The organism is Ktedonobacter sp. SOSP1-85, from assembly GCF_016587415.1.
Lineage (GTDB): Bacteria > Chloroflexota > Ktedonobacteria > Ktedonobacterales > Ktedonobacteraceae > Ktedonobacter.
Genome location: NZ_BNJI01000002.1, coordinates 1,110,496 through 1,130,392, shown reverse-complemented (window position 1 = coordinate 1,130,392; position 19,897 = coordinate 1,110,496). Strand labels below are relative to the sequence as shown.

The 19,897-nt window shown below is 54.3% G+C and carries 20 protein-coding genes; 8 read left to right on the top strand and 12 right to left on the bottom strand.

Going from position 1 to position 19,897, the window contains the following annotated elements; all coding sequences use genetic code 11:
• Positions 1-72: 72 nt before the first annotated feature.
• The 4 genes from KTE_RS33170 to eis all read left to right on the top strand — a co-directional run bounded on the left by KTE_RS33170 (position 73) and on the right by eis (position 4,265).
• Entirely contained in the window at positions 73-765 is a 693-nt protein-coding gene (locus KTE_RS33170) for a hypothetical protein (protein WP_201389196.1), read from the top strand.
• A gap of 35 nt (positions 766-800) precedes the next feature.
• Positions 801-1,985, top strand: a complete 1,185-nt coding sequence (locus tag KTE_RS33165; protein WP_201389195.1) for a sensor histidine kinase — start codon at positions 801-803, stop codon at positions 1,983-1,985.
• A gap of 34 nt (positions 1,986-2,019) precedes the next feature.
• Positions 2,020-2,625, top strand: a complete 606-nt coding sequence (locus tag KTE_RS33160) for a response regulator transcription factor (protein ID WP_201389193.1) — start codon at positions 2,020-2,022, stop codon at positions 2,623-2,625.
• 473 nt (positions 2,626-3,098) lie between these two features.
• Entirely contained in the window at positions 3,099-4,265 is a 1,167-nt protein-coding gene (gene eis / locus KTE_RS33155) for an enhanced intracellular survival protein Eis (RefSeq protein ID WP_201389191.1), read from the top strand.
• Positions 4,266-4,341: 76 nt separating this feature from the next.
• Here the strand turns inward: eis and KTE_RS33150 are convergent, their stop codons facing one another.
• Positions 4,342-4,818 (bottom strand): hypothetical protein, encoded by a 477-nt coding sequence (locus tag KTE_RS33150; protein WP_201389189.1) that lies wholly within the window; start codon positions 4,816-4,818, stop codon positions 4,342-4,344.
• A gap of 239 nt (positions 4,819-5,057) precedes the next feature.
• Positions 5,058-6,356, bottom strand: a complete 1,299-nt coding sequence (locus tag KTE_RS33145; protein ID WP_201389187.1) for a dihydroorotase family protein — start codon at positions 6,354-6,356, stop codon at positions 5,058-5,060.
• Positions 6,357-6,521: 165 nt separating this feature from the next.
• On the opposite strand from KTE_RS33145, the gene KTE_RS33140 reads away from it, so the two are divergent.
• Positions 6,522-7,568 (top strand): quinone-dependent dihydroorotate dehydrogenase, encoded by a 1,047-nt coding sequence (locus KTE_RS33140; RefSeq protein ID WP_201389185.1) that lies wholly within the window; start codon positions 6,522-6,524, stop codon positions 7,566-7,568.
• A 35-nt stretch (positions 7,569-7,603) separates the two neighbouring features.
• Here KTE_RS33140 and KTE_RS33135 read toward each other — a convergent pair whose 3' ends face one another.
• The 5 genes from KTE_RS33135 to KTE_RS33115 form a co-directional block, all read right to left on the bottom strand.
• Positions 7,604-9,196, bottom strand: a complete 1,593-nt coding sequence (locus KTE_RS33135; RefSeq protein WP_201389183.1) for an ABC transporter permease — start codon at positions 9,194-9,196, stop codon at positions 7,604-7,606.
• A complete protein-coding gene (locus KTE_RS33130) occupies positions 9,193-10,125 on the bottom strand; it encodes an ABC transporter ATP-binding protein (RefSeq protein ID WP_201389182.1) in 933 nt (310 codons plus the stop codon). Before KTE_RS33130 ends, KTE_RS33135 begins: the two co-directional genes overlap by 4 nt.
• Positions 10,126-10,127: 2 nt before the next feature.
• Positions 10,128-10,862 (bottom strand): TetR/AcrR family transcriptional regulator, encoded by a 735-nt coding sequence (locus KTE_RS33125; protein ID WP_201389180.1) that lies wholly within the window; start codon positions 10,860-10,862, stop codon positions 10,128-10,130.
• A gap of 176 nt (positions 10,863-11,038) precedes the next feature.
• Entirely contained in the window at positions 11,039-11,569 is a 531-nt protein-coding gene (locus tag KTE_RS33120; protein ID WP_201389178.1) for a GNAT family N-acetyltransferase, read from the bottom strand.
• Between the two features lie 69 nt (positions 11,570-11,638).
• Entirely contained in the window at positions 11,639-11,839 is a 201-nt protein-coding gene (locus tag KTE_RS33115) for a hypothetical protein (RefSeq protein ID WP_201389176.1), read from the bottom strand.
• 14 nt (positions 11,840-11,853) lie between these two features.
• Between KTE_RS33115 and KTE_RS33110 the strand changes: the two genes are divergently transcribed.
• Together KTE_RS33110 and KTE_RS33105 are read left to right on the top strand one after the other, a co-directional pair.
• Positions 11,854-12,804 (top strand): ABC transporter ATP-binding protein, encoded by a 951-nt coding sequence (locus tag KTE_RS33110; RefSeq protein ID WP_201389174.1) that lies wholly within the window; start codon positions 11,854-11,856, stop codon positions 12,802-12,804.
• 7 nt (positions 12,805-12,811) lie between these two features.
• Positions 12,812-13,612 (top strand): ABC transporter permease, encoded by an 801-nt coding sequence (locus KTE_RS33105; RefSeq protein ID WP_201389172.1) that lies wholly within the window; start codon positions 12,812-12,814, stop codon positions 13,610-13,612.
• Positions 13,613-13,697: 85 nt separating this feature from the next.
• Here the strand turns inward: KTE_RS33105 and KTE_RS33100 are convergent, their stop codons facing one another.
• From KTE_RS33100 to KTE_RS33080, 5 genes are all read right to left on the bottom strand, one after another.
• Entirely contained in the window at positions 13,698-14,258 is a 561-nt protein-coding gene (locus tag KTE_RS33100) for an AAA family ATPase (RefSeq protein WP_201389170.1), read from the bottom strand.
• A gap of 34 nt (positions 14,259-14,292) precedes the next feature.
• The gene (locus KTE_RS33095) at positions 14,293-15,630 is read right to left on the bottom strand and encodes a glycosyltransferase 87 family protein (RefSeq protein ID WP_201389168.1); all 1,338 of its coding nucleotides are present in this window, start codon (positions 15,628-15,630) and stop codon (positions 14,293-14,295) included.
• A gap of 288 nt (positions 15,631-15,918) precedes the next feature.
• Positions 15,919-17,304 (bottom strand): transglycosylase domain-containing protein, encoded by a 1,386-nt coding sequence (locus KTE_RS33090; protein WP_201389160.1) that lies wholly within the window; start codon positions 17,302-17,304, stop codon positions 15,919-15,921.
• Positions 17,305-17,383: 79 nt separating this feature from the next.
• Positions 17,384-18,559: a D-alanyl-D-alanine carboxypeptidase family protein gene (locus KTE_RS33085; RefSeq protein WP_201389158.1), complete on the bottom strand. Its 1,176-nt coding sequence runs from the start codon at positions 18,557-18,559 to the stop codon at positions 17,384-17,386.
• 2 nt (positions 18,560-18,561) lie between these two features.
• Entirely contained in the window at positions 18,562-19,119 is a 558-nt protein-coding gene (locus KTE_RS33080; RefSeq protein WP_236600770.1) for an RNA polymerase sigma factor, read from the bottom strand.
• Between the two features lie 118 nt (positions 19,120-19,237).
• Here KTE_RS33080 and KTE_RS33075 point away from each other — a divergent pair, with 118 nt between their 5' ends.
• On the top strand, positions 19,238-19,849 hold the full coding sequence (locus tag KTE_RS33075) for a DinB family protein (protein ID WP_201389156.1): 612 nt from the start codon (positions 19,238-19,240) through the stop codon (positions 19,847-19,849).
• The last annotated feature ends 48 nt before the right edge of the window (positions 19,850-19,897 follow it).

Sequence of the window (19,897 nt, the reverse complement as noted above, 5' to 3'; positions counted from 1 at the left end):
CACAACACTTTGGCAATCCAACATACTCATAACAAACATCTATGCGCTTTATACAGCAAGGAGGCACTTATCATGATCACACATCGCTCAACCTACATTCTGGTTTCACTCTGTGGTATGCTGGGAACCATCGCTCTGACGACCTACTTTGCCGCCCCGTGGACCTTTATGCCCCTGCCTGCCACCAACGCCACAATTGCCCAGCTACAGTCCTTTGGCATTCAATACCACAGCACCATTCTCTTTGATGCCTGGCTACAAGCAATTGGTTCACTGCTCAGCGTCATCTTTAGCCTGGCCATTATTCACCTGGCTGGTGCGTCACAACGCTTCTTTGGGCGTATGACTCTCCTGACGGCTGGCGTCATCATGGCCCTCTCGCTCGCGGAGGTAACCTTCGAGATTGGGGCCGTTATGGCTGGAGACAACGGTCATCTCCAGGCAGCGCAAACCTGCTTTGACCTGACAAATACCTTTATCCACGTCTTTCTATTGGCACCTTCGCTCTTCCTGGTGCAGGGCCTGGCGCTGTGGAACACACGCCTGCTCCCACGCGCCTTTAGTTACCTGGCCATCGGCCTGGGTATCCTCTTCCAGGTTCTGGGCGCCCTGGGACTCTTCAATACCGCCTTCCTGCTCATAGTGATCATTATCCTGATGATCCAGAATATATGGACTATCGCCGCCGCTATCACGCTACTCTTCCGTATGGACAGGGGAGCCAGGAAAGAGCACGCGCTCTCTCCTGCAGATAGTGTAAAATAAAGCTAAGCATCAAGCGGCAAGGAGGCTTCCGAAGTTTGCTAGATACACAAAAAGCTCAAGACACAGAGATAGATTTGATGGAGAAGGCCCCTGGCCCTTCTCCTTATCTCTTATGGTTGATCTGGGTGATCTGGCTGCCTTTCTTCAGCCCTGGCATCATAGGTCTCTGCCTGGCTCATCCGCCGCTACCGATCCTGCTTATCAGCTTCCTCGGCGTGGCACTCTTCTTCACGCTCTACCTCAGGGAGACACTGGTGAACGCTCAACGCCTCACAGGACAGATACGTTTAACACCTGGCAGTCATGTTCGGAGCTGGCTACCCCTTGCAGGCATGGCAACCTTAAGCTTCGCGCTTCCGCTTATCTCGCATGGAGATCCCAGCGACTGGCTCGACTTCTTCATCTTCACAGCTTCCTATGTCGGAGGGCGCTTCCAGACGCGGCAAACCACGCTGATACTGATCCTACTCGTCCTTTTAAATATAGGAACTGGCTGGCTGGTGCATTTCTCCTGGATAGGCATTGGTAGGTCAGTCGTATTTGTCATTGCAGTCGGCTATGTCGTGAAGGCCATTGTCTGGTCCTTGACTATCCGCCGGGAGCTACGCCAGGCGCGAGAAGAGATCGCACACCTGGCCGTAATGAACGAGCGGCTACGCATAGCTCGCGATCTACATGACCTGCTAGGCCATAGTCTCTCGCTCATCGCCCTTAAAAGCGAGTTGGCAGGGCGCCTGCTAGTAATGGCACCGGAGCGAGCCGCGACCGAAGTCAGGGATATCGAGCAGGTTGCACGGACGACGCTGCAAGAGGTTCGCGAGGCCGTTACCAGTTATCGCCAGCCTACCCTTGCCAGCGAGATCCAGGCGACACAGGAGATCTTAGCCGCAGCAGGCATCGTCTATAACTATGAGGGTGACGAGAAAATTATTCATACACTGCCAGCCACCATTGAAGCCGCCCTGGGCTGGGTGATACGTGAGGGAGTCACCAACATTATCAAACATAGCCGGGCTCAGCACTGTACCCTAAGCATTTCCCAGCATCCTCACAAGATCCACCTTGTACTTACTAACGACGGCCCTGTGGCAAGTAGCACGACAAAGGGAAATGGGCTGCATGGCATCACTGAGCGCGTAGCAACCCTGGGTGGAACATGCGAAGCTAGAGCAGACCTCAAAGGCGGCTTCTGCCTCACAGTTTCTCTACCTATATCTTGATATGGCTATAAGAATAACGAGGAGAATTCCGACTATGATTCGCGTACTGTTAGCAGAAGACCAGGCCATGGTACGTGGTGCGCTCGCAGCCCTGCTCACGCTAGAAGGTGATATCGAGATTGTAGCGGAAGTGGGCTCTGGCGATGAAGTGCTTCCTAAAGCCCTTGAGAGTAAACCCGATATTGCGTTACTCGATATTGAGATGCCTGGATGTGATGGACTTACCGCTGCCGCCTCTCTACATGCACAATTGCCCTCCTGTCGCATACTCATTCTCACAACCTTTGGGCGTCCTGGTTATCTACGCCAGGCCATGCAGAGTGGCGTCGTAGGTTTCCTGCTCAAAGATGCCCCTTCTGCTCAACTCGCTACAGCCGTTCGTCGCGCCATGGCCGGTGAGCGCATCGTCGATCCAACCCTGGCCCTCTCCGCTCTCAGCGAGGGAAGCAATCCGCTTACAGAGCGAGAGCGCGCCGTGCTCGCCGCCGCAACCGAGGGTGCGAGCATCGCCCAGATCGCAGCTAAACTTTTTCTCTCCGAAGGCACTGTACGCAACTACCTCTCGGTTGCCATTCAGAAATTAGGTGTACGCAACCGCATCGAAGCCGCACGCATGGCCGAGCAGAAGGGTTGGCTATAGTAACATCCTAGCATAGAAAAAATCTAATATTGCACCTTCCATATAGACATCCTCCTTAACGCCATTGGCGTCGTAAAGGAGGGAAATATGAAATACAATCAAATCAGGAAAGTACGCTGGTATCATTGCACGCCAGGCGCCTTCCAGTAGGCACTATTCTCAATGGGCATTTCTGCAAACATTCCTGGGTTGGGGATGGTTTTATCTTTCTTAACAGCCATACCACACCTCACTACACTAAACGCGAAGCTGCTATGAGGGAGAGCTGGCATATTTATGAAGTTGCTCCCCTTGGTCCCTTGGGCTTTGGCGGCCAATGGGATGAAGCTGTCTGCCGAACAGCGGAGATTATTCGCTACGTAGGCAGCGCAGGGGGTCATTTGCAACGTGATGCTCCCTGGATAGAAACCAGAGTTACTCACGTGCAGGTCGCACGCTGGAATAAAAGCTATAAGCGATAAAGGAGACAGACCTTGAGCCAGATCACTATCCGCCAGCTCACCGGGGATGAGCGCTTCACTGTTTCTCGCGACCTTATGAGCTACGCCTTCAGGGCCACACCACCTCTTCCTTCGCTAGAGGAATGGTCAAACCCTGATTATATGAAAAGCGCTATGATCCTGGGTCTCTTCGGTGATGAAAAGCCTTTTGCCTGTGCGTCCTACTCCACTATGATACAAAACGTGCATGGCAAGCTCTACCCGAACGCTGCTGTGTGGGGTGTGGCGACCCATCCAGCGGCAAGGCGCGCCGGATACTCGCGACAGATACTCAGTGAGCTTATGCGCCATATGCACGAGGCGGGCATTCCCTTCTCTAATCTCTATCCTTTCCGCGAGTCCTTCTACGACCGCCTTGGCTATACGACGTTCCCCCAACCACGCACGGTACTCATCCCCGTTGAGGCCTTCGCGCCACTCCTGCGCAAAGAGCTCAAGGGACATGTAGAGCTCACCTCAGATAGCGATAGATTCGGTACACAAAAAGCTTACTTGGCTCATCAGCACCAGCAAACACACGGCATGGCCCTCGATCCCTCCGCAAAGAGCTATGGACATACCTCCTGGCAAGCAACCGCAATCATTGATAGCGAGCTACATGCGATGATGCTCTACACTATTACAGGTGAAGAGGAAAATAGGGAGATGGAGATTCCCTGCTTCTTCTACGACGATAGCCCCGGCAAATACTTGCTACTCGCCTGGTTCGCCCGCCATATCGACCAGGTGAAGCATATCAAGCTTCACCTGCCATCCGCAGAGCTTCCCGAGACCTGGCTTCCCGACCTGCGCCCTACAATCCAGGCAGAAGAGGCCCCCATGGCACGTATCATCACGGTGACAGACATCGGCGGAATGCGTTGTGGAGGAGGAGAGTTTAGCGCCCATATCAGCGATCCCATCTGCCCCTGGAACAACGACACCTACCATTTCGCGTGCGTCGATGGCACACTGCAAGTCACCACCATCACTCAGGCTGACTGCCAGCTCACCATCCAGGGCCTCACCGCCCTGGTCTATGGTACGCACGATCCCGAGACTTTCACCCTACGCGAATGGGGCGATCCCTCGCCTGAACTACAAGCGCGTATGCTTGCCATGTTCCCGCCACAGCTCCCTTACTTGTATAGCAAATATTAAGCGTGCTACTTGCGTACGCACCTACATTTTGCAGTAGGTGCGTACGCAAGTAGCACCCTACAGACAAACCCGATTTTTAAGCCTGTTCAGGCTCCAGCAAGCTCAAGCGCATGTGCAACACGTCGCCCTCAAGCCAGGTGGTATAATCGATGCCCTTCGTCAGGCCCACGAGGCGCGCCTGCTCACCTAGCCAGCGGGCAAAAAAGGCCAGTTCTACGTGCCAGGCTTTCAGGTGCTCGCGTAGCACACTCAAAGTGGCCTTTAACAGCCAGCTATCGCCTTCACGTTCCAGAGAGACATTGCTGGCACCATGCATCAAGGCCATGACTGTGGCGCTCTGCCTTGCCTGGCGCTCAAGTAACTGCGCGTCTGCTCGCTCTCCAGCCGCGAGCGGCACTGGCTGCATAAAGAGGCGCGCCGCATCTTCCGGGCTGAGCGTTCCCTGTTGCGCCAGGGTGCAGGCATACGCCGTCCAGGTTGTGAGGTGTGATTGTAGCCAGTTCGCGGCCTCTTCCGTTGGCAGAGTGTCGATAGAAACATGGTTAGAGGTCATCAAAACGCTCCTTTGCTTTTTTGTGACAGCAAGAAGGCACGCCTGTTTTGACAACAGGCGTGCCTTCTTTTCCGTCTTTTCCAAACAAAACAGGCCACCCCTTTAGGGGGTGACCTTGTTGCGAGGTAAATATATACCATGAAATGATGTGTGTCAAGGAGCAAAGCAGGAAGATAAGATATGTGGGTGGAAAACGGCAAAGCCGTTTTCCACCCACATATCTTACCCCACTCCCCCATCTATCCCTGATAAGCGACTGGTTTGCCACTGCCAGGCTGGGCAAGCACTCTCCCCTGGTCATAGGCCAGGGTGCCACGCACGAAGACGCGCTGGACCTTGCCTTTGATACGTGTTCCGGCGAAGGGAGTCCAGCCGCAGCGCGAGAGGATCTGCTCGTTGCTGATAACATACTCCTCCTCGGGATTGATCAGGACAATATCGGCATCCTTCCCCACCTGTAACGCGCCCTTGGTCTTGAGACCAAAGATCTCCGCCGGATTAACGACGCAGCGCTCGATCACGGCCTCCAGGCTGACTTTGCCCTGGCTTACAGCATTGAGCAGCAGGGGAAGCATGGTCTGCACACCCGTCATACCCGATGGTGCCTTGCTGTACGGCTGCTCCTTCTCTTCACGAGTATGGGGAGCGTGATCGGTACCAATAGTATCGATGATATCGAAGTAGCGCCAGAGCGCCGCCTGATCGCTTTTGCTTCTCAAAGGCGGGTTGACCTTGCCAAAGTTGCCCAGGCGATGCTGGTCCTCCTCGTTTAAGAAGAGGTGTAGGGGTGTGACCTCGCAGGTGACGCGTACCCCCTTCTGCTTGGCCTCGTGAATCAGTTCCATCTCACGCTGGGTGGTGGTATGCGCAACGTGGAGACGCCGCCCGGTCTTCTCGGCGATAGCGATGGCCCGCCCCAGGGCAATCTGCGCGCTGACAGGGGGGCGCGCCTGATTATGGTCTTGCAGACCCAGCGCACCAAAATACTTGAGCGATTGCTCGTCCTCAGCATGGACGACAATGGGTTTCTCCAGGGGAAAGGTCGAGAAATGGCGGTAGATGGGAGAAAACTCGGTCACCAGCAGCGAGCCAGTGGAGGAACCCATATAGAGCTTCATGGCCGCGACCTCGCGTGCGATGGTGGCGGCCTCTTCAATATTGGTATCGGTCGCGCCCAGGTAGAAACCATAATCGACCACGGCCTTGGTGCCGGCAATAGCTGCCTTCTCGGTCAGATGCGGCAGACTATCGGTTGGCGGTTGGGTATTGGGCATATCCAGAATAGTCGTCACGCCACCCGCCAGCGCAGCCAGTGTACCCGTATAAAAGTCTTCCTTGTGGGTCGCGCCGGGATCGCGAAAATGCACATGCGTATCGATAAAACCAGGCAGAACAAGCAGACCTTCGGCGTCAATCACGTCCTCGCCCGGCTCAGGCGTAAGTTCGGGCGCAATCTGGACAATACTTTCATTCTGCACACGAATATCGAGCCGCGTCGGCGCATATGTCGAGGCCACAAGCCCATGACGAAACAACATATCCATCTCTCCTTCTATACCTGAGTCAAGTGTATGGGTTCTGTTTGCTGGCCGGAGGCCAGCAAACAGAACCCATACACTCACCTCCTATTGCCCATTTCTTGAATTACCATTATACTTGAAACGCTGTTCTATTGCTTGATGAGTTTGGAGAGATAGAAGTCCATGCTATATAAAGCCCTTATTCGCCCTGTTATGTATCGCTTATCCGCTGGTGACCCGGAGGACGCGCACCACTGGTTGATGAATCGCCTGGCCTGGATCTCTCACTATCCGGCCCTGCTCAAGACTATCGAAGTAGCCAACGCGTACAACTCACACGGCCTGGCACGCGATGTCTTTGGCGTACACTTTCCCAACCCGGTTGGCCTGGCGGGCGGCTTTGACAAGAATGGGATTGCGCTTCCAGCGCTGGCCGCGATGGGCTTTGGCTTTATCGAGGCCGGCACTGTGACGCGTTATGCCCAGCCCGGCAATGAGCGGCCACGCATCTTCCGCTTCTCAGAGAACGACGCACTCATCAACCGCATGGGTTTTCCCAATGATGGCGCCGACGCCGTTGCGCAACGCCTCTCCCGACTTCCTCGCCCCTCGATTCCCATTGGCTGGAGCATCGGCAAATCTAAGGTTACGCCTCAAGAAGAGGCCATCGAAGACTATCTCTACTCCCTTCACAAGCTGCACGACTTCTCCAACTTCTTCACCGTCAACGTCAGTTCACCCAACACGCCCGGCCTGCGCAAGCTCCAGGATAAAGAGCCACTGGATCGCCTGCTCCACGCCGTCGTCCAGGAAACACAGAGCATCGCCGCAGAGAAGGGCACAACGCCCAAGCCAGTCCTGGTCAAGATCGCGCCCGACCTCACCCAGGAGCAGATCGACGACGTCATTGAAGTCTGCCTGGCGCGTGGCATTCGCGGCATCATCGCCACCAACACCACGCTCTCACGCGAGGGCCTGACCCGCAGCACCAGCGAGGCAGGTGGCCTGAGCGGGCGCCCCCTGCACACACGATCCCTGGAGATCGTGCGCTACCTCTGCCTGGCGCTAGAAGGTAAGATTCCTGTCATCGGCGTCGGCGGCATCTTCGGTCCAGACGACGCCAGGCGCATGTTTGACGCAGGCGCCAGCCTGATCCAGATCTATACCAGCTTCATCTACGAAGGACCAGGCATCGTCAAACAACTCAACAAGTCCCTGGACGCGAAATAGGCTGTCTGACGCTGTTAAAGCACGCGTCGGGCCATTTAGTCAAGATCCCGGCGCTGGAATCCGAACAGCCCGGCAACGGTGAGTATCGCGGCTACACCGATCAGACCAACGAGGGGCGCGATGCTCAGTTGCGCGGCTGGCAGACGGGGGGCGTAGACAAACGGTGAGATGATCAATATGAGTGAGTTTGCTAGATGCAGTTCAACAGGTAGTTCCAGGACCAGGAAACCCGCCAGTATAACCCAACTCAGGAACCCTGCCACACGAGGCCAGAAACCGTATAACGCCACCGTAATCCCGACTAGCACCCAGATTGAGGGCAGTCGTACGAGCGTAGCAAGCAGGAGGCGCGGGAGCTCATAAGCTACGTCGCCCGTGCTCAATCCATATACAAGGCCCATCGCCAGGCCAAGCGCGCCCAATACAACCGCTGGACCAGCAAGCGCCAGAAGCAGATGACTGGTCACCCACTGTACACGACTAACTGGGGTCGCCAGGACAAGATCAGCATGCGTCGCCATCTCTTCAGAGCGCAGCCGGAGCGTGGTTTGGATTGCATATACTGAGAGAGCCTGGGTCAGGAGATAGATGATCAAGGCGAAGAAGCCATCGACCGGGCGCGCGTTAGTGCCTACATTGGCAATCAGCGCGTTAAGCTGGCTACTGGCGTTCAACTGCTCTGTCGCGCTCTGAGCGACACCACCTAGAGCCGCACCAAACCCTGCAAAGGCGATAACCCAGATAAGCAGCGTCCCTCGGTGTAGTCGCCAGGCCAGAGCAGGTGAGTTACGCAAGCCTGGTGAGGCCGTAGCAGAGGCGAGCCGTGATGGCAGCAAGCCAGCGCCAAGGTCGCGTCGTGAGGCAAGTGTATAGGCCACAACAATGAGTATGATGGCAAGGCCAAGCATAGGTACGAAGAAGCCCCAGGATTCGTGAGCGAAGGGATGAACATTTTCAGCCCAACTGAACGGCGACACCCATACCAACCAGGAGGCTCCGCGCACATCACCCAAGGCGCGCAATACATAGAGCAGAGCCAGAAAGGCGCCCGCGATGCCCCTGGCACTTCCGGCGCTTGTCGTCAACTGAGCCGCTACGCCTGCGATTGCGGCGAAAATCCACCCGGCGGCGGCGAACGATAAGCCTAGCGCTATAGATCCGGCGGGCGGAAGACCCAGGCCAAGCAACCCACAGGCGATAAGAGCAGCCGCCACCAGGTTAGCGGCAAGCGTCACGATCAGGCTGGCCGATAACGCCGCATGCCGACCAACCACGGTCGAACCCAGCAGTTCACGTCGGCCAGATTCCTCTTCTGTGCGGGTATGGCGAATAACCGTGAGCAGGCTTGCCAGGCCAAAACCAAGTAAGCCCCAGCCTCGTGTCCGCCAGGCTGTAATCCCACCAATGGATGAGTCAAACACGGGTCCGATCATTATGATCTCCGTTGGATTGTTTGTTGTCTCATTGGCAAATGCCTGGCGTGCCTCAACAGTGGGATATGTTTTGGGCAAGGCCGCCGCGACGCCGACCGTAAGAGCAGCCAATGCCACCATCCAGATAAGGAGTATGAGCCGATCCCGCCGCAAGATCAAGCGAATCAGTGAGCCGGTGCCAACAAATGTCTTCATTTGGATATCTCCATGGACCTGCTACGCGAACCATTATCCGCCGATTCCTGTGCCTGGTAATGCCTCAAGAACAATTCCTCCAAAGTCGGTGGCTGGCTTACCAGGCTTCGCAGACCAAGCGACGTAAGGTAGTGCAGCACACTGTTCAGCTCAGCGGTATCTACCTCGCAATGCACCTGGCTCCCCTCGACCCGCAAATCATGCACGCCGGGCAACTCGGCCAACCCGGATGGTACCTTTGCCAGTTCAGCCCTGAGCGAGGTTCGTGTGAGGTGGCGTAGTTCGGCCAGCGTCCCACTCTCCACCGTCCGACCATTGCGAATGATGCTAACCCGGTCGCAGAGTGCTTCCACCTCGTCGAGAATATGACTGGAGAGCAATACGGTACGCCCCTTCCGACGCTCCTCCGCGATGCAATCACGGAACACAGCCTCCATGAGTGGGTCGAGACCGGAGGTTGGCTCATCCAAAATGAGAAGCTCCACATCGGAAGCCAGCGCCGCGACCAGGGCAACCTTCTGCCGGTTCCCTTTCGAGTAGGTACGGGCTTTCTTCCTTGGATCAAGCTCAAATCGCTCCAACAGTTCCGCACGACGTTGCGGGTTAAGGCCGCCTCGCAAGCGACCAAGCAGGTCAATCACCTCGCCGCCAGAGAAGTTGGGCCAGAGAGTGACATCGCCGGGCACATAGGCGAGACGGCGGTGCAGCTTGATAGCATCCTCCCACGGGTCCCCATCGAGCAGCCGAACAGAGCCAGCATTGGCACGTAACAGACCGAGCAGTATACGCAAGGTCGTGGTTTTTCCGGCTCCGTTGGGACCCAGGAAGCCATGCACCTCACCAGCACGCACGGACAAATTAAGTCCATCCAGCGCGCGCGTCTGGCCAAACGCTTTGACCAGGCCAGCGACTTCAATCGCAATTGTCATGGCTATTCTATCTCCTTATATTGGCGCGCGATGGCGTTGGCAAATTGGTCCAGTAATTGATTAAAGATTTGCATTGCTTTATCAAGGGCCTCGGGAGCAGGCGGCTCTTCCGGTTCGAAGGTGCGGTGCAGCGTTAACGCGAGCGCCTCCGCTAGCTCTTCAGGCGCCAGGCGAGAACCAGGCGGCAAGAACCTGTCTGCGACAAAGAAACCGATATTGATAGCCGAGATCATCTTAATCTGCGTCTCCATATCGATGTCGCTACGCAACAGACCATTATCGTATAACAGTTCCAGGTATGGCATAGATGTTCCCAGGCGGATCTGTACGAGATTTTGTCCCGCGCCGGAGTGGATCAAGTCACCCAGCGTCTCAGTATCACGTAGCAGCACGGCCCGAAACAATGAATTGTCGACGGCAATCAAAACCAGGTGCCTGGTCAGGGAACTGAGCATCACACCGGTAGGATCGCTTGCGAGTCGCTGCCGGAGATCCGCGAGGACGGACAGCCACTCACGTACCAGCAGCGCCTCAAAGAGTACCTCACGTGTCTTCCAGTGCAGATAGATTGTTCCCTTCGCCACATTGGCCTGTTTCGCGATATCGTCAATTGTCGTCTTTTTGTATCCCCAGCGTTGTAACAGTTCCTTCGCGGCATCCAGAATACGATCCGCACGCGCATGGCGTCGTGAACGTTCCTCGCCTCTCTCCTGCTCCTTCTCATCTAAACTCGGCAATCTCTATCTCCTCTTTTATTTCATGACCAAACCATCAAATTTAGTCATCATGCTTATCTGGTCATAGCGTATATCTTTGGAGGCTAAAAGTCAAGGACAGAATAAAAGGTCAGGTTATCTGGAAGTGCTGCTTCCAGATAACCCGACCTTTTATTCTGCCTTGAAAATTTCAAGCCTTACGCGAGCAGGAGCGTTTTATAGAAGATGATGGTTCCGTCCAGTTCGCCGTTCGCGTTCAGGGCATAGGCGGGAATAACGCCGACCTCTTGATAGCCAAGCTTACGATAGAGCTTCTCGGCGACATCGCCCTCACGCGTATCCAGCACGAGCAGCGTACGCTTATGCTCGCGTGCCACCTGTTCGATTGCCTGCATAAGAGCGCGCCCCGTGCCGCGACGGCGCTGGCTCTGCAAGACGAAGAGCTTCTGCACCTCGGCTCGATGTAGAGCGTTGGCTTTTGTTGCCAGTTCCAACTGCACACTACCAACAACGCGCCCATCTTCACGCGCAACGAGCAAAATATGCGTACCCTGCGCCATATTGCGGAAGACCCCCTGCCAGTACTGGCGCGCCTCGTCCTCGCCCAAGGGTGGGATAAAGCCTACAGAGGCACCTGAATCCACAGTGTCTCGCAACAGCGCTATCAGCTCAGGCAATGCCTCCTCTGGACGAACCACCGCAATAGAAGAACCAGCAAACGGAGTCATGCTAAAATACCACCTTCTTTTGTAGGTTAGGAAAGCTTCTCATACCCGCTTACAGCCTGATGCCAGCTATTACGCTTGCCACCTCTTCTCACGCTTGGGATTATCCTTGCCCTCGCAGCTTATCTGGTGTATCGCATGGTTGCTGCCGGGAAGGCGCAACCCCTGACAATCATCCTTCTCGCCCTTCTTGCCTTCGTCTTCTTGCGCGTCCTGTTCAAAATGCGGCACAAAGTACAAGAGAACGAGAGCGATGAATAACTCTGAGATCACAGGAGGTGCGCACAATGATCGCTTCGCCCACTGATACAGCGAAGGCAATGGAAGCGGTGTCCCAGATTCCAGCCATCGAACTGCAAAACGCCTCAAAGTCCTTCGGGGTTGTACAGGCTCTGCAACAAGTGAGCTTCGCCATTCCCCAGGGCCAGGTAGTGGCGCTGCTTGGTCCAAACGGCGCGGGAAAGACCACCGCCATCAGCCTGATGCTGGGCCTGCGTCGTCCATCCCACGGCCAGGTTCGCTTGCTTGGCCACGATCCACGTGATCGCCGAGTGCGGAGTCGCTGTGGCATCATGTTGCAGGAATCTGGTGTGCCGCTCAACCTCACGGTAAGCGAGACCATCACGCTCTTTCGCAGCTATTACCCACATTCCTTGCCCCTCACCCAGGTGCTTGAGATGGCAAGTCTGAAGAAGAAAGCAGCGGCTTCAGTCGGAACGTTGTCTGGTGGGCAGCGCCAGCGACTCTATTTCGCGCTGGCCATCTGTGGCGATCCCGATGTCCTTTTCCTGGATGAGCCCACCGCTGGACTCGATGTAGAGGCCCGCCACCGTTTCTGGGAACAGATTCGCGCTTTTGTGCAGCAGGGGAAAACCATCCTGCTGACCACACACTACCTGGAAGAAGCGGATGCCCTGGCCGAACGGATCGTCCTCATCGATCATGGTCAGGTGCGTGCCGATGCTTCACCGGCAGCACTGAAAGCCCTGGTGACCAACAACCGCGTCACTTTCAATATGAGCGAGCCGCTTCAGCCTGAGTTCTTTGCCCAACTCCCGGTGCAACAACTTGAATTGGGAGAACATCATGTCAGCTTGCTGACGCCGAAATTGGAAACCGTGCTGCGTGCTTTGTTCACCCAGCCGGTGGAGATTACGAATCTAACGATCACGGGGGCGAGCCTGGAAGAAGCCTTCTTCCATCTCACCAAGGACCAATCAGAGCAAGAAGGAGCCTGAATAACGCATGTCAACACACACGTCATCATCTATTCGCACACGACTCGCCCCTTTGGGGGTGATGCTCTGGCACCAAGTGCAGGCAGAAGTGCTGCGCCTGTGGCGCACCCCCAGTTTTCTTGTACCGGGCCTGGTGCTACCTCTCGTTCTCTACAGCCTTCTGGGAGGGTTGGGCAAAGCGAACAGTCTGGAGGATGGCGTCAGAAGGCATGTCTATGCACTTGCCGCTGTTGGCACCTACTGTATCATCAGCGTCATGCTCTATTCCTTTGGCGTGAGCATTGCTAATGAGCGTGGGCAACGCGTGAATGTCCTGATGCGAGCCACACCCTTGCCTGCCTCGATCTACCTCCTGGCTAAAATGGTGACAGCATTGCTGTCGGCCCTGGTAATGCTGCTCGCCCTCAGCGGCTTTGCCTTTGTGGTCGGCGGCGTGCAACTCAGCGCCATCTCGTGGATCACCCTGATCGCCTCCCTGCTCCTGGGAGTGTTGCCTTTTATCGCACTAGGCTTTGCCATCGGCAATGTGGTCAATCCTACAGGGGCGACCCCCATCATTAACCTATCGTTTTTCATCCTGGCATTTGCCTCGGGGGTTTTCGTCCCGCTCGCACAACTTCCCGATATCTTGCAAAACATCGCCCCCTACTCGCCCTTCTATCGACTGGCCCAGCTTGCCTGGAATGCAGTTGGAGTGCAAACCGGGTCAATCGGCGACGCAGTGTGGCTGCTCGCCCTCTATAGCGTGATATTCTTCGTGCTGGCGATCCTGGCTTATCGTACCGAGGAACGGCATTCTTTTGGCTAAACTCTCCTCAGAAAAAACCAGGTGAGAACAGAGAGAAAATTCAAGCAGAACGAGGTCGAGACACGCCACTATCTGCCGCATATTCTCAGTCGCGGCTACGAATCTCCTGGAGCAAGCTGTCATAATCGTAGTCGCGCACATTGGTGGTGTCGAGGTCGATCACAGGGCCGCCAAGGGCGAGGTCGGCCAGGCGCCCCTGCATGAATATGTCCCGGTTGTTTTCGGCAAAGGCTACATCACGGTGATAGGGATGCCGCTCCGGCGTGCCAATACGAGCTAGAAAACGCTCCAGTAGCACGTCCCCATCCGCTTTACACTGAATCTGTAAGGGGGCAAAATCATGCTCTTGCTTCAGATGTAAAAACTCGCTGGTCGCTAGCTCTGTATGACGGAAGAAACCTTCTATAATCAAGGACTGGCCTGCCGCCAGGACCTGGCCTGCGAAATAGTACATCATTTGAAAGCTGGCCAGTCCAATCATAGGCGGGCGACCATGAATCTGGCTATCCAGCGCGTCAAATATCTTCTCCGCCACCTCATCACGATGAATGACGGGAAGTTTTAGATCGGTCGCCAGCCGCTTTGCCAGCGTGGTCTTGCCCGCTCCCGGCGGGCCATTAACGATAATCAACCATGGTTTCTGCATATTTAAGTTTATCTCCGCCTCAGTTTAACATAATCTATAACGCGAGGTGGATCTCCTTCGCCTCCTCTTCCTCTGCGTCCTCTGCGGCGCCGAAGACCTGGAGGTGCTCGTTGACGCGGCGCACGGCGGACCAGAAGGCACGCGTCTGGCGGAAGATGGGCTTGATGTCGGGAATCAGCACACAGATGCAGAGCAGGAAGACCGGGATGAGCTTGCTGAGAACCATGAACTGCCAGGCCCGCTCGCCTGGGATAAGCCCCCAGTAGCCCTGGTTGGTAACATCGATGTGCAGGACGTTGAGGAGCGCAAAACAGCCTGGCAGGCAGACCAGGAGCATGCAGGCCTTCGCCCAGCGCGTCTGGAACTCGGGGCAGCAGACGACGCAAATGGGAAGTACATAGGCCAGCGTGCTCCAGTGATATTCAAAGGTCATCTCGTAGAAGAAGAGATAATAGACTATCACCAGGAAGATAACTTTGCTCCTATGCACACGACGAAATGCGGCCCAGAAAATAGTTATAACCAGCATACTATACTGGATAATTTTATAGACAATGTCAGGCCAGTGAGTAAATGAGGTATGCCGCAGCAGGGCATTCAAGGTGATGATCTGGTTAGGTCCCGCGCCCCCTGGGCCAAAGAGCGTCGCCTTGAGGTTATCGATATAATAGCCTCCAATGCCAGATAAGATCCAGGTTGTCAGGCCAAAGCAGAGAGCGCCAACCACGATGGTGCGCCATCTCCCCTTCGCAAACAAAAATGGAATAAAGAGGAAGCCAATTGGCTTCACAATCAGACTCAGCCAGTACCAAATACCACGCCAGACCACGTCCCTATTCTTTACGAGATTGATCAGGAAGAGCAAGAGAAAGACATTGAGCACAAAATGGAACTGCCAGGCCGCCAGCTCCAGGTAGACGCTAAAGTTGGCGAGCAGCATCAAGACGGCAAAGCCCAGGTGCTTACTCTCACGAAAACTCCAGATGAAATAGCCTGTGACCAGTACCGTAATGACCAGCTTACTCCAGAGCCAGATATAGGGCGCAGAGGCGGGATCAAACTGCATCAGAAAGGTACCAACAATAATGGTAAAGAATGGGTGATAGACATTATTCTGTGAGAACTCCGCCTTCGCATACTGCGAACCATTCCAGAGCGGCTCGCCCGTCAGCGAGCCGCCATGCCAGAAGGCCCAGGCCCCACGCGGGACCTGGTAGAAGTCAATGCCCTTGGCCCCCTCATGCAGCGCGGCCCCGCTGAAAAAGAGATTGAACCAGCCTGTCTTGCTCACAGAGATATAGAACAGCAGATGTATAATACAGGCGATATAGATCAAGTAATAGGTCGCGAGATGCCGCACAATACGTTTCATCCATTTTCCTTCATATACTTTTTTAGCGCCCGCGACGCTTTATTAGCTGGTTAGAACATAGAGCCTGCTATCCGCACCTATGCCTGGTCAGCAACCCATAAATAGACCAATCCATATACACTAACGCTTAAACAAAAAAAATACCGCATGATAAACTACTCTGTAGCCAGAAATCAGCAAATTGTAGTGTCCAGGTGGAGACGACGCTACAAAAGTACGCATTTACATAAATGACATGGCATATCTAATACTATTATATATAAATGCGTACTTTTGCGTCAAGTAAGTCTAATGAATCTGATACCAGTCAGTGGTCGTCAGTGTGGGATAGTTGACCGTCTTTTTCACGACATCGGCGGGAGGAGCGGGGAAAGCCTTCACAGGGGTATTCCCCTCCGCCAGTAGCATCGTATCATGCCAGATCTGCGCGGCCCCATCCATGTCATTAATATCGGGACCCATCAGTAAATGGTTGCTATTACCTGCCCAGGCACCCACGACCAGGTCAGGAGTAAAGCCAATAGCCGAGGTGTCCTGAAAGTTTACGGGCAGGCCAGCCATCACCGCAGCAGGTCGCACAGTGCCAGCATTACCAGCCTGGCATTGTGTGTGACTTGTAGAATACAGTTCAAGCGGATTACATATACCAAATTCCGAGGTCTGACTGGCTGTACCACTCAGGGCATCCGTGATCATAAAAGCGGCTTCAGGGCTCAAGGCACGCGTTCCTTGCGTAGAAGCTTGATAGAGCACGTGACCATCAGAGGAGGTAGCCTTTACAATCGCGTGTGGATCCATGTGTATACCGTTATTCGCCATTGTAGCGTAAGCTGATGTTTCATCCAATAAGTTCAGCGAAACTGCCCCCACAGCCCAGGAATAATAAGGCTCTCCCACATTTTTTATCCCTAATGCCTGTACTTTCTTCCTCACTGTCTGAAGTCCAAGCTTGACAGACAATTTGAGCGATGGAATGTTCAGTTCGGTCTGTAAGGCGGTTCGATAAGACATATGCCCATGAAATTTTTGGTCGTAATTAGAAGGTGAGTAGGCGCCGGCATTTGAGTTTCCTGTAGCTACAGAAAAGGGGCCATCATACACCACCTCGCCCGGGCTGATACCCTGCTCGAAGGCCGTCGCGTAGATAAAAGGTTTGAAGGTTGAACTCGCCATAAATGGCTGAGCTGTTAAATTAGCCTGATTTCCCCCATAGCTCGTATCTATATTGCCAACCAGCGCGCGGATACCGCCACTATGCGGATCAAGGACAACGACCGAGGCGTTATGCATGTTGCGGGTAGCGGACATCGTCGCGATATACTGCCGTGCCTTCTGGTATGTCTGCTGCTCCAGTGCGAGATCCAGTGTGGTCGCGACATGAAGCGCAGTCATGGGCAAATGGTCCACATCTACGTGCAGATCGCTGGCCAGCTCGCTGACCGCAGTATCGATAAAATACGCTAACGAGAGGTCTTTATGTCGCAAGCAATCAAGTTGCGAATTCTGACCATGCAACTGGCATATAAGCTGATTATGAATATCATAGAACTGAATCGGCCCATTTTGCGACTGATCCTGGCCAGCACTACTGTTGTTTGCACAAGCGCTCAAAAGGCTAAGTAGTAAGCTAATTAATAGCCCATGAAATGCATACTTTAAATGTTTCTTAGGCATAATGACATAATTCTCCTAGTTTCAAAATAGTAATCTAGTTTGTAAGGGTCCATGCCAACATGAACCCCACAGTTCGTTATTATAGTTTGACGGAATGAAGTAGTTTTGAGATATCCGCGTTCAGCGCCTCAGATGATGGCGCATTAAGCTCGGAACCAATGAGTAGATGCCCATTGCTTTGGACGGAGAAAATAGCATGATAACCATTCTCCTTGTCCTGGCCAGCCTCGAGAATAGTCACACCTGGCTCGCTTGCGAGTGCTAGATTGACGTTCACCCAGTCATAGTGATGGTTATATAGCATTGCTTGCAGGTCATAACTTTTCGCGGAGATGGCTGTGTTAAAGACGCCCAATTGCATACCGTAACGCATCATGCTAGCGAGGTCGGCGGCACTGGTGTAGTTGTCCGAGCTACTGATAGCATAGGGACTGCTAAAATGAGTGTCATTGAGATGTAGCTGACGCACCTCTTCGTTCATCATAGCGACAAAGTTTTGCGGATTGCCTCCCACTGCGTATGCAATCACGCTAGCAGCATCATTACCTGACGGAAGGAGTAGTCCATTTAACAGATCATGCAGTGGGATCTGGTCACTTGCGACTAACTGCGCCATACGCAATCCCTTTGGGACTGCGTCCAGGCTCGCCTGGTCTATGGTAATCATTCGATTGGGATCGGCATTCTCAAGCGCGGTTATGGCGACCATATATTTAGTGAAATGAGCCGCTGACACACGTGCATGACCATTCACATCTACCAGAACTGTACCCTTATCCGCATCCAGGAGAAAGGCGCTACTCCCATGCAAAACAGGCTTCGCGATTACTGTGGCTGTTTGATGGATCTTCTGTTGAGTCTGCTCCTGCTGTGGTTTGATGCGCGCGAAAACTGTGAGCATGCTCGCGAGGAGCAGCACAGCGACCAGGCCAGTTAAAACTGTCACCAGGCGGCGCCTGGCACCCGGCGCTTTTCGTTTGCGAGGCTGAGAACCTGAATGGAGGGAGGAAGCTGTTTCCGCCTGATATTCTCGAAGGTCTATAGGCTTACGCTTCTCTCCATTCTCCACAGCATACCTGGCAAGACGCGCTCTCACCTGCGCGATTCGCTGGACATCCTGCTCAGCTATTTGCTGCAAATCCTTGAGCATCCGCGTATCTAGTGAGGTATGCGAGGCTATAGGTAGCTGTTGCAGGTGCAACTCAATCTGCTCATCGACGGTTTCAGGAGCAAACTTTTCATCGTGATGATCCATAACTATACTCCCTCCTGCCGGCGATAGAGCTTACGTAAGAGATTGAGGGCGCGTGAGAGTGTCACTCGGATAACCTCGTCGCTTTTATTCAGGCGCTGGGCGATCTCTTTTGTGCGTAAACCATGCCCGAAGCGCAGACGCACGATCTCCTGTTGCAGGTCGGAGAGATTCGAGAGGTGTGCACGCAGCACCGCATGCGCCTCGTTGCGCAGCGCGACCTGCTCTGGTGAGCGCTCATCATCGCTAAAGTGCGTCACAATTATCTGCTCCAGAGCCACGGATGGATGACGGGCGCTACGTCGATAATAATCAATAGCTTTGTTGTAAGCGATGCGGCGAAGCCAGGCAAGCTGCTCCCCCTCGCTCCAGGTCAGCCAGACCTGATTCTCCAGCGCCGCGACAAATACGTCCAGTAACAGGTCATCGGCGTCCTCCCTGGAAGAAATATAGCGCGCGATATACATCAATATGATGGGCGCGTAACGATCATATAGGAGTGCAAGTGGTGAATCCTCAAAACCTACCTCCGCTTGAAACTGGCGCATGTGTTCCCTCAGCATTGCTTTTTCTGCTTTATAAATCGCTCTGCTAGCAAAAATGTTAACACATCTCTGCTTTTTTAGCTCTTCCACACTTGTGGCGCTCCCTGTGAGCACTCCTCAGAGGAGAAAGAGCAAGATGGAAGAAGTTTTAGGCCCTCCTGCATGCTATGATTACCAGGTCACCACCTATGGCAGCACAACACTAGAAGCAAGGAGCATATACATATTGAAGGAACAAGCACTCCCACTTATTACGTTCTACAAGGGCTGGCAAACCTACCAGCGCAACCTCGTCGAAATCATCGCGCCGCTTTCATCCGAACAACTGGCATTACCCGCCCCGTCGCATCAATGGACGATTGGGATGCTGGCCCAGCATATAGTGGCCAACCGGGTCTGGTGGTTCCAGGTATGGATGGGCGAGGGAAGCCCCGATCTGGCCCCCATCGCTCACTGGGACCCCGCGGATGAAGTGGAGCAGCCCCCACTTGCGGCCACTGAACTGGTTGCCGGGCTTGAATCCACCTGGCATATGATTACCGATGCCCTGGCACGCTGGACGCCCGCCGATCTTGAGCATGTCTTCCAGCCTCCAGCAGCCTTGAGAGAAGAAGAGCGTGAAAACTTCCCTCCATTCTCACGGCAGTGGATTATCTGGCACGTTCTCGAACACGAGATCCACCACGGAGGCGAGCTTTCCCTCGCCCTTGGCAGCCATGGCCTGACGGGAATCTATGGCAACATGTAACTGACCCTTTCAAGAACTTAGAGAGTAATAGGAGTCATGAACCCCGGT

What these genes read in the sequence shown, in the direction of transcription:
- KTE_RS33170 (WP_201389196.1), top strand. Translation starts at nt 73, where the DNA reads ATGATCACACATCGCTCAACCTACATTCTGGTTTCACTCTGTGGTATG.
- KTE_RS33160 (WP_201389193.1), top strand. Translation starts at nt 2,020, where the DNA reads ATGATTCGCGTACTGTTAGCAGAAGACCAGGCCATGGTACGTGGTGCG.
- KTE_RS33150 (WP_201389189.1), bottom strand. Translation starts at nt 4,818, where the DNA reads ATGACCTCTAACCATGTTTCTATCGACACTCTGCCAACGGAAGAGGCC.
- KTE_RS33145 (WP_201389187.1), bottom strand. Translation starts at nt 6,356, where the DNA reads ATGTTGTTTCGTCATGGGCTTGTGGCCTCGACATATGCGCCGACGCGG.
- KTE_RS33140 (WP_201389185.1), top strand. Translation starts at nt 6,522, where the DNA reads ATGCTATATAAAGCCCTTATTCGCCCTGTTATGTATCGCTTATCCGCT.
- KTE_RS33135 (WP_201389183.1), bottom strand. Translation starts at nt 9,196, where the DNA reads ATGAAGACATTTGTTGGCACCGGCTCACTGATTCGCTTGATCTTGCGG.
- KTE_RS33130 (WP_201389182.1), bottom strand. Translation starts at nt 10,125, where the DNA reads ATGACAATTGCGATTGAAGTCGCTGGCCTGGTCAAAGCGTTTGGCCAG.
- KTE_RS33120 (WP_201389178.1), bottom strand. Translation starts at nt 11,569, where the DNA reads ATGACTCCGTTTGCTGGTTCTTCTATTGCGGTGGTTCGTCCAGAGGAG.
- KTE_RS33110 (WP_201389174.1), top strand. Translation starts at nt 11,854, where the DNA reads ATGATCGCTTCGCCCACTGATACAGCGAAGGCAATGGAAGCGGTGTCC.
- KTE_RS33105 (WP_201389172.1), top strand. Translation starts at nt 12,812, where the DNA reads ATGTCAACACACACGTCATCATCTATTCGCACACGACTCGCCCCTTTG.
- KTE_RS33100 (WP_201389170.1), bottom strand. Translation starts at nt 14,258, where the DNA reads ATGCAGAAACCATGGTTGATTATCGTTAATGGCCCGCCGGGAGCGGGC.
- KTE_RS33095 (WP_201389168.1), bottom strand. Translation starts at nt 15,630, where the DNA reads ATGAAACGTATTGTGCGGCATCTCGCGACCTATTACTTGATCTATATC.
- KTE_RS33090 (WP_201389160.1), bottom strand. Translation starts at nt 17,304, where the DNA reads ATGCCTAAGAAACATTTAAAGTATGCATTTCATGGGCTATTAATTAGC.
- KTE_RS33085 (WP_201389158.1), bottom strand. Translation starts at nt 18,559, where the DNA reads ATGGATCATCACGATGAAAAGTTTGCTCCTGAAACCGTCGATGAGCAG.
- KTE_RS33080 (WP_236600770.1), bottom strand. Translation starts at nt 19,119, where the DNA reads ATGCTGAGGGAACACATGCGCCAGTTTCAAGCGGAGGTAGGTTTTGAG.
- KTE_RS33075 (WP_201389156.1), top strand. Translation starts at nt 19,238, where the DNA reads ATGGAAGAAGTTTTAGGCCCTCCTGCATGCTATGATTACCAGGTCACC.